The sequence below is a fragment of the Caecibacteroides pullorum genome (genome assembly GCF_019239235.1).
Lineage (GTDB): Bacteria > Bacteroidota > Bacteroidia > Bacteroidales > Bacteroidaceae > Bacteroides > Bacteroides pullorum.
Genome location: NZ_JAAZTS010000016.1, coordinates 39,806 through 66,693, shown reverse-complemented (window position 1 = coordinate 66,693; position 26,888 = coordinate 39,806). Strand labels below are relative to the sequence as shown.

Genomic DNA, 26,888 nt, shown 5'->3' with positions numbered 1-26,888 from the left:
CCCAGCTCCTCCCGTTCCGTCACCGTGAGCCATCCCTCCTGCTCCAGTTCGAACAGGGCCGGATACACCCGCAGTTTCTCCGCTCCGCTGTGGGCGATGATGTCCTCCACCTCCACCCCGTCGGGATGCGCCTGGATATAGTCCTTTATCTTCTGGGTATCAAGTTCCTTGTAGTTCACTATTCCTCTAATTGAAAATTGATAATTGAAAATGGAGAATTATCCCTTAATACCTGATATTTGTCACTTTCCGTACATTGTCTCATAGTATTTCTGGTAATCCCCTGAAGTCACGTTGTCCATCCATTCCTGGTTGTCCAGATACCAGCGCACCGTCTTCTCGATGCCTTCCTCAAACTGCAGGCTGGGCTCCCAACCCAGCTCCTGCTGAAGCTTCGTTGAGTCGATGGCGTAGCGCATGTCGTGGCCCAGACGGTCCGTCACGTACGTGATCAGGTCCATATCCTCGCCCTCCTTGCGGCCCAGCAGACGGTCCACCGTGTTGATCACCACCTTGATGATGTCGATGTTCTTCCACTCGTTGAACCCGCCGATGTTATACGTTTCGGCAATCTTTCCGTTGTGGAAGATGACGTCGATGGCTCGTGCGTGGTCCTCCACATACAGCCAGTCGCGTACATTCTCGCCTTTGCCATATACCGGCAACGGTTTGCGGTGACGGATGTTGTTGATGAACAGCGGTATCAGCTTCTCCGGAAATTGGTACGGACCGTAGTTGTTCGAACAGTTCGTCACGATGGTCGGCATTCCGTACGTGTCGTGGTACGCACGCACGAAATGGTCGCTCGATGCTTTCGAAGCCGAGTACGGGCTATGCGGATTATACTTCGTCGTCTCATAGAAGAAGTCCTTGCCGTAAGCCAAGTGATGCTTGCCCGACGATGCCTTCGTCGTAAACGGAGGCTCGATACCTTCGGGATGCGTCATCTCCAGTGCCCCATACACCTCGTCCGTCGAGATATGGTAAAAGCGTTTTCCCTCATACTTCTCCGGCAGGCTTTCCCAGTACAGCTTCGCCGCCTGTAGCAGGCTCAGCGTACCCATCACGTTCGTCCGTGCGAAGGTGAACGGATCCTTGATCGAACGGTCCACGTGGCTCTCCGCTGCCAGATGGATGATGCCGTCCACCTTCTCCTCCTGCATCAGGCGGTAGAAAGCCTCGAAGTCGCAGATATCCATCTTCACGAACTTGTAGTTCGGACGGTCCTCGATGTCCTTCAAATTGGCCAGATTGCCCGCATACGTCAGCTTGTCCAAGTTGATGATGCGATACTCCGGATACTTGTTCACAAACAGTCTTACGACATGTGAACCGATGAAACCGGCTCCGCCGGTGATTACGATATTACGTTTGAAATTCATTTCAATAATGGTTAATGGTGAATGATAAATGGTTAATGGCAGAGTGCCTGCATGTTTTGCAGACACACCTTCAGCGAATCCATCCAGTACGGAATACGGATACCGAAAGTCTCCTTGATCTTGGTCTTGTCCAATACGGAATAAGCCGGACGAATGACCGGACTGGGAAATTCATGGCTGTGGCAGGGCTGGATGTCACACGCCGTATGCCCCGACAAGGCAGCAATCACCTTCGTAAAGTCATACCACGAGCATACTCCTTCGTTGCTGAAGTGATAGATACCGTTCTTGCTGTAGCCCTGCTGTGGCTGTTCCTGTACATAGTCTTCAAGCACAGTATGGATGGCCTGTGCCAGGTCGTAGGCATAAGTCGGCGTTCCCGCCTGGTCGAACACCACCTTCAACTGGGGCTTGGTAGCCGTCAGGTTCAGCATGGTCTTCACAAAGTTCCTGCCGAACTCACTGTACAGCCAGGCCGTGCGGAGGATCACGTAGTCGCAGCCCGTAGCCAGTATGTTCTGTTCCCCCTCCAGCTTGGTGCGTCCGTACACACCGGTCGGCGTACCCTTCTGGTCTTCCTTGCAAGGTGTGTTGTACGGATCTCCGCCGAACACGTAGTCCGTAGAGACATGCACCAGCAGTCCGCCCACTTCCTTCATGGCCTGCGCCAGATTACGGGGAGCATCAGCGTTCAGCACCCGGCAGAAAGCCTCGTCACTCTCCGCCTTGTCCACGTTGGTATAGGCCGCGCAGTTCACGATGCACTGCACGCCCCGTTCTCGTACGATACTGCGTACTGCTTCCAGATCAGTGATGTCGAGCAGCGTCGTTTCCACGCCTTCCGCCTCCACCACATCCGTAAACACAAATGTATGTGAGGATGCCTTACTGACCAACCTCATTTCATTGCCTAGTTGACCGTTAGCGCCAGTAATTAAAATATTCATAATACTGTATTAGTAAAGCTCAATATTAATATCAAATGGGCTGTCGAAATCTTTCAGTAAAGGATGTTTGGTATCCTTTTCACTGAGAATAGCCTTATCCATAGGAATATGCCAGTCAATTCCAAGGTCTCCGTCCAGAATACTTATCCCCCCATCCGCCTGTGGAGCATAAAAGTTGTCACATTTATACTGGAAGATAGCTTCATCACTCAATACGGCAAAACCGTGTGCAAAACCTCTTGGTACAAAGAACTGACGGTGATTATCTTCTGTAAGTTCTACTGCTACATGTTTTCCGTAAGTAGGCGAATTTTTTCGTATATCTACAGCTACATCAAGCACAGCACCTTTAATCACTCTTACAAGCTTGCTCTGCGTAAAAGGCGGACGCTGGAAATGCAACCCACGCATCACGCCATAGCTCGACATGCTTTCGTTGTCCTGTACAAACTGTATTTTGCCGACTTTCTCTTCAAACTCCCGTTGCGAGAACGATTCAAAGAAATACCCCCTCGCATCCTTGAAGATGCGTGGTTCGATGATTACCACGCCCTCTATATTGGTTTTGATTACGTCCACTTTATTAATTGATAATTAATAATTGATAATTGAGAATTGAGAATTGAGAATTGAGAATTGAGAATTGAAAGTTGAAAATTAATTCTTCATTCTTAATTCTTCATTCTTCATTTTCAAAGGTTAGGCTTTCCCGTCCGTTCCACCTCGTCCACTACCTGTAGCAGGTACTGTCCGTACTGGTTCTTCAGCATCGGCTTCGCCAGCTCCCGCATCTTGTCAGCCGTAATCCAGCCCTGACGGAACGCAATACCTTCCAGGCACGCCACCTTCAGTCCCTGGCGTTTCTCGATCACCTCAATGAACGTCGAAGCCTCGCTCAGCGAGTCGTGCGTACCCGTGTCCAGCCAGGCAAAACCACGACCCAACGTCTGCACCTTCAACTCCCCGTCTTTCAGGAACTCCTGATTCACGGTTGTAATTTCCAGTTCCCCGCGGGCAGACGGCTTGATGTGCTTCGCTACGTCCACCACCTTGTTCGGGTAGAAGTACAACCCCACCACCGCATAGTTCGATTTCGGATGCTGTGGCTTCTCCTCGATGGAGAGACAGTTTCCTTCGTTGTCGAATTCCGCCACGCCGTAACGTTCCGGGTCGCTCACCCAGTAGCCGAACACCGTCGCTTTCTTCTCCTCTTCAGCGGTGCGCACCGCCTCTTTCAGCATCGCGCTCAGTCCGTTCCCGTGGAAGATGTTGTCGCCCAGCACCAGGCACGCAGAATCATCGCCAATGAAATCCGCTCCGATGATGAACGCCTGCGCCAATCCATCCGGACTTGGCTGTTCCGCATACTCAAAGTGTACGCCGTAGTCCGAACCGTCGCCCAGCAAGCGTTTGAAGCCCGGCAGGTCGTAAGGTGTGGAAATAATGAGAATCTCGCGTATGCCTGCCAGCATCAGTACCGAGATGGGATAATAAATCATCGGTTTGTCGAAAATGGGGAGCAGCTGTTTGCTTACTCCCTTGGTGATGGGATACAATCTGGTACCGCTACCACCGGCTAATACGATGCCTTTCATGTCATGAACAATTATTTTCTTAATGCTTTTTTATATAGCCAACTGCGTATTTGATTAGGAGCAATACGCACTGGAAAACGGGTCATTACATTCAGTAGGAGTTGTTTACTGGATATCATATTCATATCGAACATTACCTTTTGAAAACGGAATTCATCCATTGCATACTTTAATCCTCCACGCCGTTTAAACATATCAGGCGAAGTACGGAAATAGAGTAAACTTTCCTGAATATTATAAAATCTGGCACCATTAGCCAGCATTCTGACCCACAAATAATAATCCTCAAATAACGGAAAATGTTGATATCCACCCGCTTCCATAACAGCCTTCTTTCTAAACATCACTACCGGATGATTGACAGGATTTCTACTATGGGCATAAACAGCAATATCAACATGTTTCTCCGGTAATTTTTTTACCGATACAGGATAGTGAGGTGACTCTATAAATTCCTCCACCCATGAACTGCAAACATCTATTTCCGGGTACTCATTAAATATGCGAATCTGCTTTTCAAAACGATTCGGTTTGGCAATATCATCCGTATCCATACGAGCCACCAAGTCATAAGAACAATACTTCAATCCTTCATTCAAAGCTCTGCCCAATCCCTGGTTTTGAGGCAAAGCAACCACTCTCAAAGACGCACAACGTTTCGCAAAATCAGATACTACGGCATCCAATTCTGACGTTAAAGGGCCATCTTTGACCAGTACGATTTCATTAGGTAGTAACGTCTGGGATAACAAACTGTCCAGACTTTGTTTAAGGAAGGAAGGTTGTTCTTTTATGTAGAGAGATAAAAGAACAGAAAACATAAAATAGAAAAAAGGTTACTTTTATAGATTTTGTGTGAGATAATCTAATGACTTAACTCTTTCTGCTTTCAACAGTGAATTTGCGTAGTCATAATTTGATTTTTGCAACATGGTCTCTTCCAAAAGATTAATATCTTCCACTATTCTATTTGCCAAATTAAATTGAGATAATAGAGAAGTCATCTTTTGCTTGTTACTACTACGTACCAATGCGACAAATGGGCGATTGAATTTTAAAGACATTACGCTACCATGAAATGTGTCGGTAACAATGTAATCGGCCTGTTTCATGTAGCCCAATACTTCAAACGGAGTTGGTATCACCGTTTCATCACACCACGGGAAATAAAAGCCTATCGATATAAGTTTCTTGTTATATTTACGGGCAAAAGATTTTATAGCGGCTATTTCTTTCTTGTCTTTTATTCTATTAGGGTAAGTATATACTACTATATAATCTTTCAAGTCCGGCAATTGTACATAAGGCAAATAGTCAAACATCAGAACAGGATCTACATGAATCAATGGAGTTTTTCCGGTCAATTTTTGTACGATTTCATAAGAATTTTTATCCCGCACAGAAATAGCTGCCATAGAAAATAGAGCATTTTTTATTTCATCTTTTACTCCGTAGTGTTCAATATCTTGCATGGTTGTATGTCCAAAAGAACCTGCATACGATATTACTTTATTCGCATTAGACACTTTGCCATACAATTGTGGTGTATATCCCCAAGGAACACGTTGGGCAAAATTAAAAACCTCATCACTTCCAATGACTACTGCATCAAAATGTGTAATGGTGTGCGTATTTACTCCCAGTAAATTAAAAAACTCTGTATTAAAACGTTTCTGAAAAATACACGTATAGCGTAAACGAGTTAGGACATCCCATTTCATATAACGTTCCACTGCTTTCTTAAGCAAGAAAGTATAAGAACGTTTCAGTTCAGGGAAAACACGCCCCTGCTCAATATCAATGAATTCGCACTGATGCCCCAATTCTTCGATTGTTTTCTTTAATGCAAAGCCTTGCAGAAATGAACCATAATTCATCACCTTCTGCATGGAAAGAATGCCTACTTTCATTTTTTCTTAACGGTATAAATAATCTGTTTTATTAAACATTTTATTCTATACGGAACGAGATTTTTCAACCACATTCTACGTACATATTTCAAATAAAGAAGAGGTAAAGACGCTTCTTCACGAAATCCTTTCAACAAAGCTTCTCGTGTTTTAGGTACAGGCAAGTCATGATGTAACTGCCCGGCCTGCACTACAGATTCCTCTTCTTGAACGACCTCGCATAACCCCAATTCTGATATTGCCTTTATAATCTCCAGCCCTTTACTGGTCAAGGCTAAAACGCCTGTTATGCCGGATTCATCCTTAGCATATTTGCCTCCCCACAAATCCCCCATACGAAGATCCGCAGCACTTTGATTTCCACGGAATTTACAGGTATAGCAAGCTTTGTTTAATGAAAAATTCCCAAAAAATATATTTTGAAAAAAATCATTCTTTTGTAAACGAGTTGAAATAGTTCGTCTATCTGTTTTCAGACTCATTGTATAAGCGTGCCAGCCATTACGTTTATCTCGAAAAACAGGTTCCAAGAGTTTTTCATTTTCTCTTAAGTGATACTTTAGATATGATCTCCAATGTAGATATGAAGGGACGCCATGACAAAATAAATCAATAAAAACAAAGTTATCTTCTTTCTTTCTTAAACGAGCCCAACGCCGTAAAGAGTCAATTTGACAAGGAGTACCAAATACCGCATACCGTTTCCCATCCATAAGACCGGAAAATCCATCAACCGTATAACTTGGTATATATTTGGAATTCATTGTTTGTTTAAATTCCTCTATACTGTTTGTGTTAAAATGACATGCAATATTCTTTTCTATATCATATTTTACTCCTACCAAGGTGTATCCTTGATTTCTCAAATATGTAGCAATAGCAAAACCTGCCCCACCAGAAGTGGATTTCCCAAGTGTCTCCTTATCCTTATTTACAACCGCATAAGCATAAGTATCATCAAACCTATCATTCGGGACCAAATATTCTTCATAAGTATATGAACAAATTTTGTCGCATATTCCACAGTCCACACATAACGCTGAATTTACCTCTGGAACCCAAAAGCCCTCATTAGATTCCACAATTTGAATCGCTTTATGAGGACAAGCTGTAGCACAAACGCCACAGCCATAGCAATGTATTGTTTTACCGTTTACAATCATTATTTACAAGAGAAGAGTACATTTGCATGTATTGATTGGACATATTTATAGCAGAAAATCTTTGCACAGCATCAGCAGCTATGGATTCCATACTAATATGAACCGGTTCCGTCATTACTTTAACAATAATATCAACCAGTTCGTTAACATTTCCAGGCTCAAATTGCAATGATGATAATGCGGGATAAAAAGACGAGAATTCATTAAATGGACCTATTCTTGATGAAATAACTGGTGTATTGGCCATTAAGGATTCAATATAGTTTAATCCGAAGCCTTCAGAGTGAGAAGCACAAATGGAGTAATCGGCTGCTTTCAGATAATCTTGAACATTGAAAACATATCCAATGAGCTTTATTGAAGGCTCATTATCTATTAACTTTTTACATTTTTCGACTAATGGACCTTGACCTAAGAAGTAGAGCTCCATAGAATTATTGCCTATTATCTTTAATGCTTTCTTAAAAGCTTCAATTACGGTAATGGGATCTTTTCTTTGAGATAAAGTACCTATGACAACAAAAATCTTCTTTTTCTTAGGCATTTTAGCTATTTGTCTATAATCTTCTTTTTTTAAAGTACATCTAAATAATTTATCATCTACTCCATTGTAAATAATATTTATATTTTTAATCAGGTTTCTTTTTGAATAAAAATCTTGTACACTTTGAGATATGGCAGCCGAATAATCCAATGAAGTTAAGCTATTAAGATATCTCCAATTCATCCAGTTCCCTATTATTAGGCCCTTTGAATAAAGGAAATCTTCGCCGCTAATACAATGCAGTGTCTCAATTTTTGGACAAGGATAAGTTAAACGCGAGGCAACTAAAACAGGATGATACCCATGAGTGTGAATAATATTAGGTGATAAATCACATAACAATTTGTCAACTCTCTTTGCTACTTTTGCGGTTCTTAATTCTAAATCCCAAAATGAAAGCTGTAGATTATATACCTCAACTCCTAATTCTATAAATTCATCAGTTATACTGCGAGTCTTGTCATCATTCATAAATTTAACAATGACAGGACTGTATTTAGATCTATCTAAATGTATAATAATGTTTTTTAAGACATTAACAGGTCCGGATTTTCGAAGTTGGTTTACCAAATATACAATTCTCAACATAGAAGTGTTTGTTTTATAAATAGAGATATATCTTTATCTAAGTCATTCAAACTGCGTGCTCTATTGTAAGTCTCTAAGGCACCTATAGAGAGTTTCTCTCTCAAATTCTTATCAATAAATACTGTTTGCATTCTGTCTGCAAGTTCATGTATATTTTTATTTTTTATCAGTAGACCATTATAACCATTCTTTATCGTATATGGCATGGCTGAGTTATCAAATGCTATCACTGGAATCCCATAGGACATAGCCTCAATAATTACCATACCATAGCCTTCATGTAAAGAAGGGAAAACAAAATATGAAGCATTTTGATAAGCTGTTGATAATTCTTCATCAGACAAACGACCATGAAACTTAACAATTTTTTGCAATCCTAGCCTGTTGATAAGTTTAAGTATGCTTTTATAATAAGCCTGTTCTACAACCTTACCAACAATATTAACTGTTATTTCCTTCTTCATTTCAACAGAAAGTAAGGCCAAACTTTCAATTAAGTATTTTATGCCTTTACGTTTTTCAATCGTACCGACATAAAGGAAATTACCAAATTGGGGAGTTATTTTTTTATTTGGCACTTTATTAAAAGCTAATTCCAAAAAAGCAATTTTAGATGATCCAAAATGAGATAACAATTCTTCTCTTACATATTGGTTGGGGGTAATAATAATATCACAATACTTTAAAAATTGTAATTCCATCCACCTATATACATATTTTTTTATTCCCTGAAGTTGGCGAAAGCCAAAATGATGATGAATCGTAATTACTGGTAAACGCTTTTTCTGAAATCTTAAGAAGAAAAGAAATGGTAGAAATTTAGAAAAACGACTGCTATTGATAATAAGTTTGTCGCAATCCAAAATATCTTTACGCGACATCCAGCAATATATAGAATAAAATAACAAAATCTTACACCCGATTTGTTCATCTGTAATATATCGGACTTCTATATTATCTTCTTTTTCAATCTGTTCAAAAAGATATGAATCATAGATATTACCACCTGTAGTATTTTGTCTTTTTTGCTTACAAAGAATATTAACACGCATAATTATATATTTTTTAAAACAGTGTACCAATATCTCAAATGTGATCTCTTAAACATACTACAAAGTAATATTTTAGAGAATACGCTTATGTATTCTATAGCAATAACAATCTTTACATAAATAGGATGATGATACATCGATAAAAACAACTTGGTGTTATTTTGAATCCAGCGTATCTTATTTTCATTAATTTTTTCAAATCCAGACTTTACACTCATGCCTTCCAGATGTATGATTAAAGCGTTTGGAACAGAAAATATTTTGTATTTTGCGCGCTTAATCCTATAGCATAATTCGGTTTCTTCTCTATACATAAAAAAATTCACATCAAAACAACCAACTTCATCTAGAACCTTTCTTTTTACCATTAAATCGGCGCCAATTATGTGAGCAACTTCCATAACTTTGTTAGTCTCATTATGTTCGGCATTCTTTCCATATAAGATACGTTCTGGAATGTTATACAATAAACTGTTAAACTCCCAAAATATTGAAGGATAAAAACGCCTGTATGAATGAGCGGGCTTGTTATCTGTATTAAAAAGGTTTCCTCCACATGCTCCTGCCTCATCATAATTATCTAAAAAATCAGATAAGACTTTTATTGCGTTGTTAATTAGTATTGTATCTGAATTCAAAAAAAATATGTTACGTCCTTTTGATACTTTTATTCCGTCATTATTAGCACAACCAAAACCTTTATTCTTATCATTATAAATGTAAGTTATACGATTATCTTTACTAAAAATTTCTTTACTATCATCTGATGATGCATTATCAACTAGTATAACCTCAAAAGAAATATCTTTGGTTTTTTCATATATACTATTTATACAATCTAATGTGATTTTACAAGTATTGTAATTAACAATAATAATTGAGACATCCATAATTAATATTACATTTGAAATAGTTTTCTTTCTTTTACATGTTGTGGATTAAAAATGGAATAATAAGGTATCCAAATTCTATATAATCTATACTGCATATAATATGAACTATATGATATAAAGAAAATCATACAACAGAACAACACTGTGGATCGGTATAGTGATATTATTTTCCTTTTGAAACAATATACAATTCCATCGGATAAAGCCAACATATATAAAGGGGTTATATAATTAGAGAAACGCTCAAAAATGATAGTATTATAATAGACACCAACTCCTAACAATATATAAAGGCAAATGAGTGGCTCATATTTAATTCCCTTTTTTAGTATTACTTTATATATAAAAAGTAAAATTAGTGGACAAAAAACATAACGAAAAATTCGAAGAATTAAATATATTGTACTTAAAAAGCCACCACTATATTTGTATGAATCTTCATAAGCAACAACAAAACGTGTAAGCATTTCAACTCCTGTTATAATACCCAATAAATATGATAATTTAGAGAATACAATTGGACTCAGTAGAAATATAAATATAAAAAACTTATTGAAACGAAGCCATTTTATAAATGGTAGAACAATTAGAAACAATGCGGAAAGGTGAAACATTATTGCTATAGAAACACCCAAATAATATTTCACCCAATTTCCCTTCTTATAATTGTCATAATTGAGTATAAAAATCATAATGGCTAATGCCTCCCTTAAGATTTCCGTAGAAAAATAGAAGTAATAAAAAGAAAAACTTACTAACAAAGCAGTAAAATAATTATCTGTATTTTTCTTAAAGAAATAAAATAGACAAGCATTCAATATAGCAGAATGAAGTATCTGAAAAACAAAAAAATCAGGATGAATAGTTTTTGCTAAAGCACATAGTAGAGAATAAAAAGGCTGAAAACGCTCTGCAAAACTAAAAGTCCAATCGCTTAAGTTTTCCTGATAAGCGTATAGCTCCATGTAATTTAAAGTATCGCCACCTACTTCAAAACGTAGTCCTATTATAAGAACTAAGTATAAATATAAAAAAAACCAGATAGGCTTTTTCCATATACTTTTATGATCACCAATGTCATATTGAATAGAAGCGCAAAATGTTATGACTACAGGTATTATATAAACTAGCATTTTTAGAAACAATCTACGGTTTTAAACTATATTTACATGTGTCTTCTATAACAGATATTGCCTATCCAAGTCTTAAAAACAATATTCATTCCAAGCCAGAATAATGTAGACAGACATATGGCTAATCCAACAGAAAAGAAGCTATTAATTATGTAATATCTACATAAATAGCATATTAGAACAGAAGGTAATGAATAAAATATATTTTTGCTTATTGCCTGTATAGAAAACTTAGCCAATTTATTCCATAATGTATATACCATATATACTAATGTAACAACTATTTCTGCACTAACCAAAACAATTGCGCTACCTATGCTTTGCATACTAGGAACAGCAAATATATTAATAAGTAAACTGACAAAAGCGCCTAATATAGAGGCAGTAAAAAGAACCTTATCCTTTTTCATCGGAAGTAAAATTTGCAATGCAAAGACTTGTGCTATACCAACAAACAATACGGCAGGCATTATTATGCGCATTGGAGTAATTGCACCTTCATAGCCTGGACCTGAAAGTATATAGACAATTTGAGGTGCCATAATAATACTGCATAAAATTAACGGGATGCTGAAAGTGCACATAGCCTCAAATGATTTATCTATCAAATTCTGAAACCTTTCCTTTTCTCCTTCAGCCAATAAAGAACTCATTCTTGGGAGCATAACATTTGTAAACGCTGTAAAAAATCCTAGGATAACTGAGTATAGTTTGAACGCCGTAGTATAGTATCCTACTTCTGTATTTGTAGAACAAAATCCCAAAAACATGACGTTAAAAGTAAGATACATAGAAGTCATGATGGAATAAATACCTAAAGATAGATTTTGCTTAATATACTTTTTACTGAACAATTCGTGTTTGATTAGATTCACAAATTTACGTATATAAACCATATTAATAATCGCATTTATTATTACTACCAAGACGGTCAGTACAAAATAGAGTGTGTAATCATCTTCTGTACGTATAAGAATAAATACAGCTACTACATACAATAGTTTGATAAGTAAACTACGAATAGTAATATAACGGAAATTTTCAATACCAGTAAAATACCATTCTACCAAAAAAGCTGTAAACAAAATCTTCGCGCCCCCTACATAAAACAGCTCTTTATATCGGTTAAAATCTGCAACAAAAATTATGAAAGTAAAATAAATGATTAATGTAATAATCGTGAATAGAATATTCATCCCTAATATATTGGAATATACACGATTACATTTATTCCTATCCTCTTTAACTGTTGCAATCTCTCTAACACCTAATATGGCAACCCCCATAGTCGCAAAAAGTAGGAAATAGTTTACCGCATTATCTACAAAACTTACTAAACCAATCTTATCAACACCTAGAACGCGCGATACATAAGGAAAGGTTATAAAGTTCATTATATAAGTAGAAATAGTCAATGCACTTTTATATGCAAAGTTCTTCTTTATTGATGACTGGTTATTTGTTGCCATTTCGTTTAAATACATTAGTCATAATGCTACACCTCCAATTTTGAAATACACCATCGGGAAAGCCCTTTTTGGAGGCCTTCCTCTTGAAGTTCTCAAAAACCGGAGTTAGCTAATGGTTAATGATAAATGGTATATGTAAATGTTCAGAAGATGATTTGTAATTCACCACAGAGGGCACAGAGTCCCACAGAGGGAGAATATTTTTTCACCACGGATTACACGGATGAACACAGATTCTCAAAGCATCATCAGCAACACCCCATAATCCTGACAGGCTTCCGACTGCTTCACCTGCTCGAGACCTGCCTTCAGACGGGCTTGTTCCGCTATCGGAAACAGGCCTTGCTCTATCCTGCGGTTCATGGCCTGCATAATGCCATCGCAAACATACTCCGGACTATACATGTCGTCGAAATAGGTATAGTGCTCATCCGCTACAAAATGACGCGTCAGAGTTTCCAGGATTTCAAGAAACACGGTGACGGCACAGGTGTAGTCTCCTGCATCCATACGCGCTACGATGAGTTTCTCGTAGGGCGATAACAGGTGGGCTATATAGCTGCAATCTTCATCGAGATTGCACGGGTTGAAAATGGATTCGATGTCAGCGGCGTAGGACATGGGATTAATGGTTAATCTTATCGTTTTGTCAAAAATTCATCTGGGGTTAAAACTGGGATTGTAGCATGTATCTCTTATCAAGCAGATCTATCACGACATTCGTATCCAAAAAATGCGTTTTTAACTTTTCTGTGACACCCTTCCACCCCCTATATACACCTTTCTCACGCGCGCGCAGGGGAGAGTGACCGTTAAAACCATTAACAATTCAATAACCTTGTATCTATATAGAGAGAAGTTGCGTTTTCGGGAGGCCAGGGTGGCACACTGCCGAAAAGCAGGGACCGGCACCGGGCCGGTCCTGCAACACGTTGGCATCAGTCGCCGTGACGGAGCCGGTGATCGGCTTCCAGACTGCGGTGGAGCTCACGGAGGAAACGGTCCGGAGGAAGAACCTGACTGTCCTGGCAGGCTTCCCAATAGATACGAAGGATGGCGTAGTAGGCATACAGATGCTTTTCTACCCCTTTTTTATCCGCTCGACAGTGGTCTTGGACATGCGGGCCCGACGGGCCAGACTTTCTTCACTCAACAGACGTCCGTCGACGGGAACAACGTGTTGCAATTGCATGATATATTCCCCTAAATGGGGACTGAAAAAATAAGCTGCTTTCATAATTTTATCAGTATTTGTTTTAACATTTGATTTTAATTTATCGCTATATCATGCGTAACAACTCTACTAATTTTCGTTAAAACCATTAAATCTGCCCGTTTTCGGTACTGACATGTGGGTACCGGGGAATTTGGCGGTTTCGTGAGTAATTTGCTACTTCGCAACACTGTCACGACGGACAAACCGAGACGGACACGAATGTTTACCTAAAAAATTCTTTTATTATGAAAAAGACAACGCTCAGCCTGTTCAGAGGCTACAGGGGACTGAAACCCACAGACATCGCATTGGAACATATCGTCGAACTGATCCGACACGACGCGGATACGGCCGAACACACGCGCCGCTACCGGGAATTCCTGTCGCAGGGACAGAAGGAGGCGGCGGGACACGAGAAGAGTGTCTGCCCGTGTTTCGCCGTGGCGGTGCGCTTCGGCGGCGGCAAATGCAAGGAGCATATCCGCGAATGGACGCACCTGTGTATGGCGGACTTCGACCACATCCCGCCGGAACAGATGGAGGAGTGCATCCGGCGGGTGCGGGAGGACCGACACACGCTACTGGCCTACACCACCATCAGCGGAACGGGACTGCGCGTCGTCGCGGCCTACGACGCAGCCAGGGACTACGAGCCGCGCTCGGAACAGGAGCTGCACGTACTGGCCTTCGGACGCATAAACCATCACTACGAGGCGCTGACGGGCCATCCCTACGACGAGAAGTGCAAGAACGCGACGCGCCTGAGCGGGGTGGCGCACGACCCGGACGTTTTCTACAACCCCGAAGCGACGACATTCCTCATCAGCCGGCCGAAGCAGACGGCATCCGCCGCAAAGCGGAAGGCCGCCGACAGGCAGCTGGCCCGCATCGTCCGCACGGCGGAGAGGCTGCTCGCCGACGAGGGCATCGCCTACACGGAACACCACCACAACGAGTACATCATGCGCATGGGCTACCTGCTGAACGCCTACGGGGCGGACCGCGAGGCGGCGACCCGATGGGCCACGGAACGCTTCGCCGACTACGACGGCGACGTGGAGGGCATCCTGCGCTCGTGTTACCAGCACACGGAGGAGCACGGAACGCGCAGCCTCGGCACGCGGCGGAAGGACGCGGATGCCGCCCCGGGACAGGGGCGGGTCACGGTGGACGACATCGAAGCGTTCCTGAACCGGCAGGGACGCTTCCGCAAGAACACGGTGACCGGCAAATATGAGTTCGCTCCCGAAGGAACGAATGAATTCAAGGACCTGACGGACCGCGAGGTGAACTCGATGTGGCGACGACTGTGCAAGGAGTCGGGCCCGGCACGCAAAACGGACGTGCAGACGGTGATCGAGTCGGACTTCGTGCCGCTCTACAACCCCTTTCGCGAATACGTGGACGCCCTGCCCCCGTGGGACGGAACGACCGACCACATCGGACGGCTGGCCGCGCAGGTACACGTCAAGGAGGATGGCGAGCTCTTTGTCCGCTTCTTCAAGAAATGGCTCGTGGCGATGCTGGCCGCCCTGCTCGAAGAGGAGACGGTGAACCACGAGATACTGGTGCTCATCGGCCGCCAGGGCATCTACAAGACTACCTGGCTGAACAACCTGCTGCCGCCCGCCCTGCGCCGCTACTTCTACCTGAAGTCGAACAGCCGCAACATCACGCGCGACGACCTGCTGACGCTCTCGGAATTCGCCCTGGTGTGTCTCGAAGAGCTGGACGAGATGGAGAGCAAGGAGCTGAACCAGCTGAAGGCGCTCACCACCATGCGCCACGTGAACGAACGCGCGGCGTATGCCCGCTACAAGGAGATGCGGCCCCACATTGCCAGCTTCTGCGGCACGAGCAACAACCGCCAGTTCCTGAACGACCTGAGCGGAAACCGCCGCTGGATGCCTTTCGAGGTGGAGAGCATCGACAGCCCCTATGACCACGTGCCGGACTATGCGGAGATCTTCGCCCAGGCGTATGCGCTGACGCGGAACGGCTTCGCTTACTGGCTGGACGACGAGGAGGTGAAGACGCTGAACCGGCACAACCGCCAGTTCGAAGTGCCCTGCCTGGAGCAGGAACTGATCCTGACGCACTACCGCCGCCCGATGGAGGGCGAGACGTGTATCTTCGTGACGAACGCACAGATACTGGCGCGCATCAACGTGGGCCTGCGTCAGGGGCTGAGCACGGTGAAGATCGGGATGGTGATGTCGCAGGCGGGGTTCCAGCAGGTCCGCGTGGCGGGCAAGCGGGGCTACCGCGTCGTCGAGCTGACGGGCGACGAGATCTACCGGAACCAGCAGGCGATGGGAAGATTTGTTTGAATGAAGAATGAAGAATGAAGAATGAAGAATTTTTTAATTTTCCATTATCCATTATCATATTCCTAAAGTCCATAGTTAGCACGCTAAAGTCCATAGTTAGCACGCTAAAGTCCATGGTTAGCGCGCTAAAGTCCATAGTTACGAAGCCCAAGTCCAATTCTTCATTCTTCGTTCTTCATTTCCCTAAGGTTCCCCGATCGCCTCGACAATCATGCGGACATGCACGGGCATGTAGACACGGCTGCGAGGATGGCAACCGGCGGCTTGCAGACGTTCGCGCAGGTGGGGATAGAAGTCGATCCACTCCTGCAGTTTGCGGTAGGCCGTCTGCGGATTGAGGCCGGGGAAATAGAACTGGGCCAGCTCGGTGCGGCCGTATGCGCGGATGGTGAATGTTTCCATAGATTTCGTGTTGGTCTTTACGGACGTAAAGATACTGAAAATCAGCGGAAACGCCATGCACAAAAGCGGCAATAATCAACAATAATCTACGATAATCAACATTTACCTACACTTACCTACCCTAACCTACAGTTATGGATTTTTCGCGTGGCGGAGGTGGTATCTTTGTATTGTCAGGAAATTGTAGGGACACACCACGGTGTGTCCGGTTACTGAGTCATCCTATATTGCGGACAAGGCGGACACACCATGGTGTGTCCCTACAATCCTCTATTATTATTTACTAATTATTAATCAATTAAAGAAATGATTACTTACAGAAAAATTCAAATTGTGGGCGAGAACCATCCGTGCAACGGACTGTGGTATGCACGCCCGGTGATTAACGAGACACTGGACATCGATTTGCTGTCCCGCCACATGTCGAAACACAACACGCCGTTCTCGCCGGGCGTGATCAAAGGCGTCCTGGCAGACATGGTGACCTGCATCAAGGAGCTGATCCTGGACGGCAAGAACGTGAAGCTGGACGACCTGGCTATCTTCTCGGTGGGCATCATCAGCGACCACGGGGCCGCGAGCGCGGCAGAGTTCAAGGTATCGGAACACGTGGCAGGACTGAAGCTGCGCGCACGTGCCACCGGCGAACTGAGCAACGCGAAAATCAACCTGGAGGCGACGCTGCGCGAACAGAACGAGTACTACCTGGGCGACGGCACCGCGGTGACTCCTACCCCCGGCGGCGGAGGTGAGGACGAGGAAGAAGGAGGAAGTCCGCTGTAATAATGGAAAATGGAGAATGGATAATGGAAAATGAAATACACTAATTATCCATTCTCAATTATCAATTATCAATTTTCAATTTTCAATTCTCAATTATGAAGAAGAAATCAGTCTGGAGCATTGTGCTCAAAGCAATTGTGGCCGTGGCTACTGCCCTGGCCGGCGTATTCGGAATCTCATCGTGTATAGGCGGATGAGAACCGTGACCCTAATCGTCGTTCATTGCTCTGCCACCCGCGAGGGGCAGAGCTTTGACTTTGAACAGTGCCGCCGCGACCACATCCGGCACCGGCGCTTCCGCGACATCGGCTACCACTTCTACCTGACGCGCGACGGCGAGATACACCGCGGACGGCCGCTGGAACAGGTGGGAGCCCACTGCCGGAACCACAATCGGCACAGCATAGGCGTCTGCTACGAAGGCGGACTGGACCGCCAGGGACAACCGAAGGACACGCGGACGCTGGAACAGAAGGCAAGCCTCGTGGCGCTGCTGCGCGAGCTGAAGCGGATGTTTCCGCAGGCGCTCATCGTGGGGCATCGCGACCTGAATCCGATGAAGGCATGCCCGTGTTTCGAGGCGGCGAAGGAATACTTATTTTAATGGAGAATGGAGAATGGAAAATTGAAAATGATCTGTGCAGACGAATTTAATTTTCCATTCCCAATTTTCAATTCTCAATTTTCAATTATCAATTATCAATTGCCTTCCGCTTCTTGATGAGATAGTTCCACCAACACAAAACTCTCTCAAAATTTCTTACCAAATACGATTTTGAAGAATGTCATCCAAAGAATTTTGAAATCAAATCCCCAAGAACGATGCTCCAAATAGAAGAGATCGTAACGTAGGCGGCGGAGCATCTTCTCAATAGTGTCGGTGTAGCCGTTGTAGAGGGTGGCGTAGGAGGTGACACCCGGACGGATCTGGTAAAGGTAGCGATAACGGGGATCACGTTCCATAATCTGGTCGATGTAGAACTTGCGCTCGGGACGAGGGCCGATAAAGGCCATCTGCCCGCAGAAGACGTTCCAAAGCTGGGGAAGCTCGTCGAGGTGGTGCTCACGCAGGAACTTGCCGATCTTGGTCATGCGTTTGTCCTTGCCGCCGGAATACAGGGCGGGACCTGCCTTTTCGGCATCGAGCTTCATGCTGCGGAACTTGTAGATGTAGAACGGACGACCGAAACGGCCGATGCGCTCTTGCTTGAAAATGGCGGGACCGCCGTCTTCGCGCTTGACGGCAATGTAGCAGAACAAAAATAAAGGGGAAAAGACAATCATGGCGACCAGGGCGGTCAGACAGTCAATAACACGCTTCGTGTTACGCTCGAAGCCATTCATTCCGTCGGGGATGAAATGGTCATCCTTCTCAATTTTTTCAAAATCTACCATAATACTAATTGTTTAATGGGCAACATCCATACAGTACAAACTAGTAAGAAAGCTGATACCATGGAGAAATAATTCACATCTCATCGGAATAGTTGCCACAGAATAGGTGATACGTTAAGTTAAGTTTGTTTTCAATAACTAAAAATAGATGCCCTGTTAGAAGAATTTGTCTGTTTGTTTGTCGGAGGAGTCTTTCGGTTCGGTTCTGCCGGACCTAGGAAGTGGCAGAACCACGCTCCAGCGTCCGGTGCCACGACCGGTAGCGGTCCGCCGAATAGGGCCGGACGGAGAACACCTTGTAGGCAGGCTGGTCGGTACGCAGGATGTGCAGCCGCACAAAAGATTGCAGCTGGGCATCGGTAACGGACGCCATGACCACCGGGAAGGGATAGACCGCAAACCGGAAAAGGGTGGTCTCGCACGAGGGCATGAGCTGGCACAACTGGTAGGCCGACTGTTCGAAAGCGACCCAATAGTCGCCTGCACCGTAGAGGTGGACGGAGCTGCGGTTGGTACGCTCGCGCTCCATGATGGCGTCGAAATGGCCGGTCAGCAGGGCTGCCAGGGGATGGGCGGAAGACATTTAATTAATGGAAAATGGAGAATGGAGAATGAAGGAATGACAGATGTTCATTATCAATTTTCAATTCTCAATTATCAATTAAATTTAGTGCCCCAGCACCCGATCGTAGTCGTCGAGGCACTGGAGAAGACGGAGTTTGCTTTTCTTGAGGCCGGACTGCTGGCGCCAGGGAGCCAGGAGTTCGTGGGCCTGTTCGTAGTAGATGCTGCTGTCGGTGCAGCCGTAGAGGGTGACGAGCAAGAGGGCGCGCGACTGTTCCGCCTTGATGAGGGGCAGAAAGGTGCGGGCCACGCTCAGCAGCTCACGGCACTCGTCCACCTGGCCCAGAATAACACGGGCCGGCAGCAGAAGGGCGTAGAGCTTGCAACGCATGACGTCGGTGTCCAGACGGAGGCCGGCGTAGAGCCGCAGAACCTCGGCAGCCAGGGCACGGTCGGCATCGGTGACGCCCTGGGGGCTGTGATAGCGACAGAGGGCCTGGTGAAGGCCGGCACTGTAGCGGTCGTTGTCCAGGCGGGTGTAGACATGCTTGCCGTCGGCGTTCAGGCTGATGACTTCGTACTGGCCGGGACGGACATGAAGCAGAGGCACCCACATCCAGTTGTCCACACAGACCACGACATCCTTACGGCCGGCACCGGGCTGGATGACCACTTCGGCTTCGGCGCCCTGGAAACGTCCTTCGGTGATGCGCACGCGGTCGCCCTTGCGCAGCTTGTCCGGCTGGGGCACGTAGACGGGAAGCACGTCGCTGTAGGAACGTGCCACCCAACGGAGGTTGGCCATGGCGGCATCGGACAAGTAGGGATAGTGGCTGCCGCGGCTGTCGCGCACACGGGGCAGGAAGTTGTATTGGGGCAGCTGCCGCTTGAGACGAAAAATCTCGACTTCGGAAGCATGGATGAACACGTAGTTGTAGAGCAGCGGACGCTCGGTGCTGACCAGCTCACCACGAGACTCGCGCACTTCCACGTAGGAAGGGGCAAAAAATTCGAACACGGGTTCGCCCTCCTGCACACGGCGGTCGAGTTCTTCCTGAAGTCCGCAGGCCGGCCCGCGATGGCAGGAAGGAAGCGAAAGCACATACCAGCGGACCTGGCGTCCGTTGCGCATGCCGTCCAACATTTCGGGGGTAGCAATCAGGGGCTTCACTTCGCTCATAGGTGTTCCTCGGCCATATCAACAAGATTTATATCTTGCTGAAAAACAACAATTTACACGTTTACCTCCGTGCATTACTGAAAATTTTCGGGCAATGGTTCTCTTCGTTATCATTCAAAGATTTTCATTCACCGACAGGGCTTTTCAACGCCGCTTTTTCCTCGCACAACGCCCTTTTTTCAGGCACTTCTCTTCCTAAGAGAAGGAAGGCATGTTCAGACCTTGGCGCTCCAAGTATCTGTTGCCCCTTTTTCAATCTGTTTCGCTCAACAAATCAGCAAAATGTGTGTAGTAAATTCCGAAATTTTAAACATTTATATTCTTTTATTTGTTTGGCTGTTTGGGGAATTATCCCCATCTTTGCACAATGAATCCTTCTCTTAGGAAGAGAAAGACCCCCTACTCTACAAATCCACCTCACTTATTTTGTCAAAATTCCGCTCTTATCACAAGGAAAAATGTGACAAGCTGTTTCGGGGCACGGAATGGCACGGCGGGAATGAGTCTGCCAAACACCGTGCAATCCGCACCACCCAAAGACTCGGCCGGAAAGACGGAAATCAGAGGTTCCTACCGCTTACATCCAGTTACATCCAGTGCTTTAAGGATGTCGCGGTTGGCACAGTCGACCGCCGACGTATCCAGTGAAGCCAGGTAGATGCGGGTGGTATGCTCGGAATGATGGCCCAGGGCACGGCTGATGACAGACATGGAGACACGCTTGTCCCAGGCAATGCTGGCCCAGGCATGGCGCGCCACATAGGTGGTGAGCGGCATGTCGAGCCCCAGACGGGTGCCCAGCTCCTTGAGGCGGAGGTTGACCTGATGGGAGGCGCTGAGATACTGGTTGCGGTCGTCGCGCGAGACATCGCGGATGATGGGGAGCAGGTAGGGAGTGTCGGCCGTGTCGTACTTGTCGACAATGTCCTGCATGGGGCGCTCCCACCGGACGGACAGGAACTGGCGGGTCTTGTGGCGGTAGTAGGAAAGGAAACCGCCGCGCAGGTTTTTCTTCTTCAGGTAGGCCATGTCGACGAAGGACATGCCACGGGTGTAGAAGCTGAACATGAAGAGGTCGCGGGCATAGTCGAGACGGGGATCGAGACTGAGGTCCAGGTTGCGGATGCGGCCGATGACCTGCAAGGGGACGGCACGCTTGACCGTGCGGTCGATGCCGGTATAGACACGGCGGAAGGGATAGCACTGGACTGCCAGGCCGTCTTCGACAGCACGGTTGTAGATGGCGCGCAGGTTGCGCATGTAGTAGGAAGAGGTGTTGGGACAGATGCCCTCCCGGCGCAGGTAGCCTTCGTAGGCCGTCATGAGGTCGGCGTCTATCTTGTCCAAAGACACGTCGACATCGTCGCGGAAACGCATGAAGCTGTTGAACGACGTAAGGTAGGACTCGGCCGTGCGGCAACGGTCCGAAAGACGCAGACGGCCGATCAGGCCCAACGTATAGTCCCTGAAGCTTTCGGAAAGAGGCGTCCCCTTCCCGATCCGGGGAGAGGACGGATGGATTTTTAGTTTTACAATTGTCATAAATCAATAATTCAAGTTAGAAACGGAAGCTTAAATTATTAATTTATTCCACGTAAACCATCAGTTTCTTACCACTCAATGAACTTACCGCGCTCACGACGCTTCTGGAGCTCGGCCTTGAGGAAGCGCTGGCGGTCCTTGGCGATGTAGCGGCGGGCGAAAATATTGGGGACGGCTACACCCAGGGAGATGCAGAGGATGATGAGCGAAGCGTTGATGCCGTTGGAAACGACGGTGGTGACCTCGCCCACGATGCCGTTCATATTGATGAGCGCCACCAGCGAACGGTACATCAGCACACCGGGGATCATAGGGATGACGGAAGGAATGGTGAGCACGTGGTTGGGGACATGGAACCAGTGGACGGCCTTCACGGCCACCAGGCTAACCACCAGAGCGCCCATAAAGGAGCCGACTACCGGACCGAAGCCCAGCTCGAAGTTGACGAAATTGCGCGTGCAGACGGCCAGCATGCCACCGATAGCCACCACCCAGAGCAGGCGGCGCTGGATGTTGAAGATCATGGAGAAGCCCATGGCCGAAATAGCGGCGGCAACGGCATAGACCCAATAGGAATCGTGGGGCACGATGCTCAGCTCGCTGAACTTGCGGTCGATGACCACGTCTTCCATCACCAGGAGCCGCATGGCCAGCACGATGCCGAAAGCCATGGCCACTACCATCAGGGCAGTGTTGACGGCACGGACGATGCCGACCTGGATATAATTGTCGATCATGTCGTCCACAAAATTGATGAGCGGAACGCCGGGCACGATGAACAGGGCACAGGCCAGCAAGGGATGATAGGGAGTCTGCGAAAGGCCGGTGAACGTGGTGACGTAGGCCAGACAGGTGGAGATAAAGGCCGCAATGGCAATACTCATGTACAGATTGATGCCGAACTCGATGCAACGGGCACGCACGCGGAAACCGGCAAAGGCACAGATGGAGGCAAACAGGAAGGCAATCCAATCGCCACCGAACAGCTTGCAGAAACCGCCGCAGGCAAAGCCGGCGCCGATGGCCACGACATAAGGCAAGTAGTTGCGCTTCTTGGTGCGGATGCGTTCCAACTCTTCCTCGTAGCGGTCGAGCGAATAGTCGTTCTCGATGGCACGCCAGGAAAGCTTGCTGATCTCGGAGATGGCGGTCATGTTGATGCCATGCTTCTCGCACTTCTGAAACTTGGAGAACGAATGGGAGCCGTCGCTGACGTTGACCATCAGCATGGTGTAGCTCACGTCGATGTGGAGCTTCTCTTCGGGGAGGCCCAAGTAGGCAGCCACACGGTTCATGTTACGCACGATACGGTTGGTATCGGCAGCACTCTCTACTAATAATTTTCCGGTACGGAGCAACAAGTCGAGCTTTCGTCTCAACAAGGCCACTTCTTGATCAGTTAACGCTTTAGCCATCTTCCAGTAACAGTTGATTTTTGAGGGTACAAAGATAGTGCAAACCGGGCGCATATCAAAAAAATAAGCAAGCTTATCCTTTTGATATGCGCCCGGTTTGCAATACATCATCAGAACTGCGTCAAATCCAGATCGGTCACTCCGACCAGATTGGGCAAAGAAACTTCTTCCGCTCCCAACAGTTCGACAGACACGGTGTGGGAACCTTCGGTCTGATAGGTATGAACGGCTTCTTCCTGATAGACCTCTTCCTGTCCGTCGCCCCACGAGATGTGTCCATAGTTGAAATAGGAACCGGTGATGGACGGGATGCTGAACGTCCGGTTGGTGTGAACAATGCGCAGCCAACCCTTGTCCTGACGTCCGGGCTGGATGACCTTGACGGACTGGGACAGCTCACCCGCCGTAAACGAAATGACGGCTTCGCGCGGCTCCAGGCCGGGATTGGTATCGATGACGAAGCGCAAAGGCACTTCCGCAAGTCCACGGGTGGAAGCAGCCTGACGGATCCATTCGGCAGAAAGCGAAACCTGGAAATCGACATTCGTATTGACCGAGAAATCGAGCGTGCCTCCCAAGGCGTCGACCGTATATTCTTCCTGCGCCACCAGGATGGCATTTTTCTGTACCTGCGTGATGGTCACCGTATCGGCCAGTCCCAGCTCTTCGTTGAAGAAGGCGACCCGTGCCGAACGATAATCATAATCTTCGTTCGGAGCAACTTCGAACCGCCGCGTATAGGTAGAGAACGAACGGGTAACCGCCTCGCTCAGCCAAGCGACATCGTCGAGCATACGCATCTGGAAAGGCACATTGCTGCGAAGCTCTACAGCCACGATGCCTCCTTCGCTGCCCACCGTATATTCGTCTTGCGTAAGCATTACTCCGGGTTGCTCGCCGGCCTGATAGACAGTAACGGTTTCGGACAGCTCGCCACTGCGGATCACGATCTTCCCTTCGCGCTTGTCGAACGACTCGTTGGCGGCAGCCGTGAAGCGGAGCTGAGTGGACGTCATCGAACGCGTCTGGACAGCACTCAGCCATTCGGCAGCTGCCTCGTCTACCTCACAGTCGAAAGCGATATTCGCCTTGACTTCGACCGTCACTTCTCCACCTTCCGCACCCACTTCCACACGGTTGGAAGTGACGGTCAGAGCGTCTTTCTGTTTCTGCACAAAGGTCATGCGGGCCGTTGTCGTTCCCGACTTCAGAATCAGCGTGGCATTCCGTTCGTCCGGCGTTTCGTTGGCAGTGACGGTCAGCGTGACCACCGAAGACGTGGCATCGCCCCGGGCGGGAGTGACACTGCACCAGTCCTGATCGACCTCGGCTGTCCATGCCGCCGTGGAAGTAAAATGTACATCGGCCTGGCCACCGGCCGTTTCGAACACAAGTTGCTGGTCCTTGTCGAAGGTGAGGACGGGAACTTCGGGCTGCCCGTTCTCAGGATCGTCCGAACAAGCCGACAGCAGAAAGACTGCCGACCAGAGGATCGCTATAATCAGATGTATGTTCAGTTTCATATTCCTTAGATTTATGTATGTTCGTTTTCTTTGATTTATTCGGCTGCATTGGCAACAGAGAAATTCAGCGTCTTACGGTCGTCTCCCTTCTGCAGCGTCAGGGAATAGGTACCGTCGCGAAGCAAGGAGGTGTCGACGGTTATTTCATTTCCCTGGATCTGGCACTTGTCGCTACAGTCGCTGCCACCGGAGGAACGCAAGGAAACAGAGACACCGTCTTTTACCAGAAGCCTCAACAGACGGCTCTTCTTGTTATAGGTGAGCTGGGTGGTCTCCTCGATGGAGTATTCATCGGCAATCAGCAGATCCCATACGCAACCATCTTCTTCGTTTCCCTTGATGAGCGTCCATTCGGGAGTGTTCGCACTGCGATAGTAGCCCCGGATGCGGTAACCGGGGAGAATGGGGGTGTTGATGGTGACAGTTCCCACATAAGGATAATAATAATATGATGACAACAAATCAGAAAGACTTACGACATACAACTCTTCTACGATATTTCCCTCCTTGTCCACTACTGCAAAAAGAAGTTCACCCGTAAACGTCCCTGAGCCCGTATTTTTCAAATTTCCTACATATAGTTCAAAAGGTTTACCCGACACAACAGGTTCATCTACAGACAACCCATAGACTTCGTATTCGTAAAATCTTTCACCATATCGCAACTCCTCAAGACATGCGCCTCCGTCATCTTTTTGAATGCCAATCACTGCATCCTGAGACATGTTGTAACCGCCTTCTGAGCCACCAGACCCCTGTCCTTCGGGATCGAGAGCCGTCAAAAGAAAATATCCGTCGCAATAGCCGCCCCAACCCCAGTTGACACGGTAGTAGTTCTGATCGGTATAGCCATCCAGTACGAAAGCATGTCCGGCATTATCATTGAATCCCGAATAGATGACCGGCCGGTTGCTGTCCAGTTCACCTTGCATCAGGGTATTCCACTCAGACGTACTATAACCGTTGCGCGAAATAGAACGCGCCTTCTTACTATATCCCATATAGTTTGTCAGTTTATCAGGAATAAGATGAGTAAAAGCACCAGTCCCGGAACTGCCGACAGGGCCAAAATCGGCTTGCAGCATGACACCACAATCGCGCATCAGCGTAGCTACGGCAGTGGCTTCAGCCTGTGAATAGCCGAAATATGGATATTCCAACAACATGTTCTTCCAATCGTAAGTGTGGCCCAACGGCAGATCGGGTACGGTTACTCTATACGTATCGGTCTGGTATCCGGGCAAAGTTCCTACCCCTTTTTCGGGCCACTGATGATAGCGCATCACGATGGCAAGAGCCGTTATCGTACATCCGGTATAAGCGAACTGCATATTTACTTTGGGACACAACATATTGTAAGGATCGGTCTGATTCCACTTGGCAGTCCCCAATTCGACCACCGGAGTGCCAGCTTCAACCTGGCTCCAGGCACGGGTAACAACAGACTCGGCCTTTGCTCCGCTACGCCGCGCTTCGTTCACCTCGTCACGCATGTACTCCAGCCATGCCTTCAGGTTGGCCGGAAGATTGTCTTTCGAAAACTCGTGTTCGAAAGAATAGCCCAAGACAGGCATGGCTACATCGTCGCCCGCCACAATGACAAAACCAGGGCCTCCGGTATTGTCGAAAACATAGTACGCCGGACTCTGGACAGACGACCGGGTAACCAGGTCTTCGCTATGAAAAACCATCTGCAACGACGGAATGCCGCCACGGGTAACGGGCGCCGACTGCCAGAACGAAACAGCTATCTGCCGGGCCTGGTCTTCGGAGACATTCCCGGCCAGCACGATCCCTGAGAAGAATAGGAACCACAAGAAAAAAAAGCGTTTCATAGAATGACTTGTATTAATAAGGTTTCA

Annotated in this window: 26 protein-coding genes; 4 read left to right on the top strand and 22 right to left on the bottom strand. The window is 46.5% G+C overall.

Annotation, left to right across the window (positions count from 1 at the left end):
• Positions 1 to 242: 242 nt before the first annotated feature.
• From HF894_RS10925 to HF894_RS10860, 14 genes are all read right to left on the bottom strand, one after another.
• Complete coding sequence (locus tag HF894_RS10925; RefSeq protein ID WP_204969444.1) at positions 243 to 1,382, bottom strand: dTDP-glucose 4,6-dehydratase; 1,140 nt, start codon at positions 1,380 to 1,382, stop codon at positions 243 to 245.
• A 32-nt stretch (positions 1,383 to 1,414) separates the two neighbouring features.
• Entirely contained in the window at positions 1,415 to 2,329 is a 915-nt protein-coding gene (gene rfbD, locus HF894_RS10920; RefSeq protein ID WP_204972328.1) for a dTDP-4-dehydrorhamnose reductase, read from the bottom strand.
• 9 nt (positions 2,330 to 2,338) lie between these two features.
• Positions 2,339 to 2,908, bottom strand: a complete 570-nt coding sequence (rfbC, locus tag HF894_RS10915; RefSeq protein WP_204969446.1) for a dTDP-4-dehydrorhamnose 3,5-epimerase — start codon at positions 2,906 to 2,908, stop codon at positions 2,339 to 2,341.
• Between the two features lie 113 nt (positions 2,909 to 3,021).
• Complete coding sequence (gene rfbA / locus HF894_RS10910; RefSeq protein ID WP_204972326.1) at positions 3,022 to 3,924, bottom strand: glucose-1-phosphate thymidylyltransferase RfbA; 903 nt, start codon at positions 3,922 to 3,924, stop codon at positions 3,022 to 3,024.
• Between the two features lie 11 nt (positions 3,925 to 3,935).
• Positions 3,936 to 4,745, bottom strand: a complete 810-nt coding sequence (locus HF894_RS10905) for a glycosyltransferase family 2 protein (protein ID WP_204972324.1) — start codon at positions 4,743 to 4,745, stop codon at positions 3,936 to 3,938.
• A gap of 21 nt (positions 4,746 to 4,766) precedes the next feature.
• Positions 4,767 to 5,834 carry a polysaccharide pyruvyl transferase family protein gene (locus HF894_RS10900; protein WP_204972321.1) on the bottom strand — a complete coding sequence of 356 codons (1,068 nt, stop codon included), beginning with the start codon at positions 5,832 to 5,834 and terminating at the stop codon, positions 4,767 to 4,769.
• Complete coding sequence (locus tag HF894_RS10895; protein WP_204972319.1) at positions 5,831 to 6,997, bottom strand: Coenzyme F420 hydrogenase/dehydrogenase, beta subunit C-terminal domain; 1,167 nt, start codon at positions 6,995 to 6,997, stop codon at positions 5,831 to 5,833. Before HF894_RS10895 ends, HF894_RS10900 begins: the two co-directional genes overlap by 4 nt.
• On the bottom strand, positions 6,981 to 8,129 hold the full coding sequence (locus tag HF894_RS10890; protein ID WP_204972317.1) for a glycosyltransferase family 4 protein: 1,149 nt from the start codon (positions 8,127 to 8,129) through the stop codon (positions 6,981 to 6,983). Before HF894_RS10890 ends, HF894_RS10895 begins: the two co-directional genes overlap by 17 nt.
• Entirely contained in the window at positions 8,123 to 9,181 is a 1,059-nt protein-coding gene (locus tag HF894_RS10885) for a glycosyltransferase family 4 protein (RefSeq protein WP_204972315.1), read from the bottom strand. The genes HF894_RS10890 and HF894_RS10885 overlap by 7 nt, the downstream gene beginning before the upstream one ends.
• A gap of 2 nt (positions 9,182 to 9,183) precedes the next feature.
• Positions 9,184 to 10,071 carry a glycosyltransferase family 2 protein gene (locus tag HF894_RS10880; RefSeq protein WP_204972313.1) on the bottom strand — a complete coding sequence of 296 codons (888 nt, stop codon included), beginning with the start codon at positions 10,069 to 10,071 and terminating at the stop codon, positions 9,184 to 9,186.
• Between the two features lie 8 nt (positions 10,072 to 10,079).
• The gene (locus tag HF894_RS10875; protein ID WP_204972311.1) at positions 10,080 to 11,207 is read right to left on the bottom strand and encodes an EpsG family protein; all 1,128 of its coding nucleotides are present in this window, start codon (positions 11,205 to 11,207) and stop codon (positions 10,080 to 10,082) included.
• 32 nt (positions 11,208 to 11,239) lie between these two features.
• Positions 11,240 to 12,676, bottom strand: coding sequence for a flippase (locus HF894_RS10870; protein ID WP_204972309.1), 1,437 nt, complete (start codon positions 12,674 to 12,676; stop codon positions 11,240 to 11,242).
• A 237-nt stretch (positions 12,677 to 12,913) separates the two neighbouring features.
• Positions 12,914 to 13,297 (bottom strand): hypothetical protein, encoded by a 384-nt coding sequence (locus HF894_RS10865; protein WP_075316699.1) that lies wholly within the window; start codon positions 13,295 to 13,297, stop codon positions 12,914 to 12,916.
• 460 nt (positions 13,298 to 13,757) lie between these two features.
• Complete coding sequence (locus HF894_RS10860) at positions 13,758 to 13,913, bottom strand: hypothetical protein (protein WP_021848211.1); 156 nt, start codon at positions 13,911 to 13,913, stop codon at positions 13,758 to 13,760.
• 224 nt (positions 13,914 to 14,137) lie between these two features.
• Between HF894_RS10860 and HF894_RS10855 the strand changes: the two genes are divergently transcribed.
• On the top strand, positions 14,138 to 16,222 hold the full coding sequence (locus tag HF894_RS10855) for a BT4734/BF3469 family protein (RefSeq protein ID WP_204972307.1): 2,085 nt from the start codon (positions 14,138 to 14,140) through the stop codon (positions 16,220 to 16,222).
• Between the two features lie 183 nt (positions 16,223 to 16,405).
• On the opposite strand, the gene HF894_RS10850 is transcribed toward HF894_RS10855, so the two are convergent.
• Complete coding sequence (locus HF894_RS10850; protein ID WP_021848213.1) at positions 16,406 to 16,624, bottom strand: DUF4248 domain-containing protein; 219 nt, start codon at positions 16,622 to 16,624, stop codon at positions 16,406 to 16,408.
• Positions 16,625 to 16,930: 306 nt separating this feature from the next.
• On the opposite strand from HF894_RS10850, the gene HF894_RS10845 reads away from it, so the two are divergent.
• The 3 genes from HF894_RS10845 to HF894_RS10835 all read left to right on the top strand — a co-directional run bounded on the left by HF894_RS10845 (position 16,931) and on the right by HF894_RS10835 (position 18,011).
• Positions 16,931 to 17,407: an HU family DNA-binding protein gene (locus HF894_RS10845; RefSeq protein WP_204972305.1), complete on the top strand. Its 477-nt coding sequence runs from the start codon at positions 16,931 to 16,933 to the stop codon at positions 17,405 to 17,407.
• A 95-nt stretch (positions 17,408 to 17,502) separates the two neighbouring features.
• Entirely contained in the window at positions 17,503 to 17,604 is a 102-nt protein-coding gene (locus HF894_RS10840; protein ID WP_159436178.1) for a smalltalk protein, read from the top strand.
• The gene (locus HF894_RS10835) at positions 17,601 to 18,011 is read left to right on the top strand and encodes an N-acetylmuramoyl-L-alanine amidase (protein WP_204972303.1); all 411 of its coding nucleotides are present in this window, start codon (positions 17,601 to 17,603) and stop codon (positions 18,009 to 18,011) included. The genes HF894_RS10840 and HF894_RS10835 overlap by 4 nt, the downstream gene beginning before the upstream one ends.
• A gap of 146 nt (positions 18,012 to 18,157) precedes the next feature.
• Here HF894_RS10835 and HF894_RS10830 read toward each other — a convergent pair whose 3' ends face one another.
• The 7 genes from HF894_RS10830 to HF894_RS10800 all read right to left on the bottom strand — a co-directional run bounded on the left by HF894_RS10830 (position 18,158) and on the right by HF894_RS10800 (position 26,861).
• Positions 18,158 to 18,802, bottom strand: a complete 645-nt coding sequence (locus HF894_RS10830) for a sugar transferase (protein WP_204972300.1) — start codon at positions 18,800 to 18,802, stop codon at positions 18,158 to 18,160.
• Positions 18,803 to 19,016: 214 nt separating this feature from the next.
• Complete coding sequence (locus HF894_RS10825) at positions 19,017 to 19,385, bottom strand: hypothetical protein (protein WP_204972298.1); 369 nt, start codon at positions 19,383 to 19,385, stop codon at positions 19,017 to 19,019.
• Between the two features lie 84 nt (positions 19,386 to 19,469).
• Positions 19,470 to 20,546: a transcriptional regulator gene (locus HF894_RS10820; protein WP_204972297.1), complete on the bottom strand. Its 1,077-nt coding sequence runs from the start codon at positions 20,544 to 20,546 to the stop codon at positions 19,470 to 19,472.
• A 570-nt stretch (positions 20,547 to 21,116) separates the two neighbouring features.
• Positions 21,117 to 22,088: a tyrosine-type recombinase/integrase gene (locus HF894_RS10815; RefSeq protein ID WP_204972295.1), complete on the bottom strand. Its 972-nt coding sequence runs from the start codon at positions 22,086 to 22,088 to the stop codon at positions 21,117 to 21,119.
• Between the two features lie 68 nt (positions 22,089 to 22,156).
• Positions 22,157 to 23,503, bottom strand: coding sequence for a threonine/serine exporter family protein (locus tag HF894_RS10810; protein ID WP_075318808.1), 1,347 nt, complete (start codon positions 23,501 to 23,503; stop codon positions 22,157 to 22,159).
• A 110-nt stretch (positions 23,504 to 23,613) separates the two neighbouring features.
• On the bottom strand, positions 23,614 to 25,026 hold the full coding sequence (locus HF894_RS10805; protein ID WP_204972292.1) for a BACON domain-containing protein: 1,413 nt from the start codon (positions 25,024 to 25,026) through the stop codon (positions 23,614 to 23,616).
• Between the two features lie 35 nt (positions 25,027 to 25,061).
• Positions 25,062 to 26,861, bottom strand: coding sequence for a C10 family peptidase (locus tag HF894_RS10800; protein ID WP_204972290.1), 1,800 nt, complete (start codon positions 26,859 to 26,861; stop codon positions 25,062 to 25,064).
• Positions 26,862 to 26,888 lie beyond the last annotated feature (27 nt).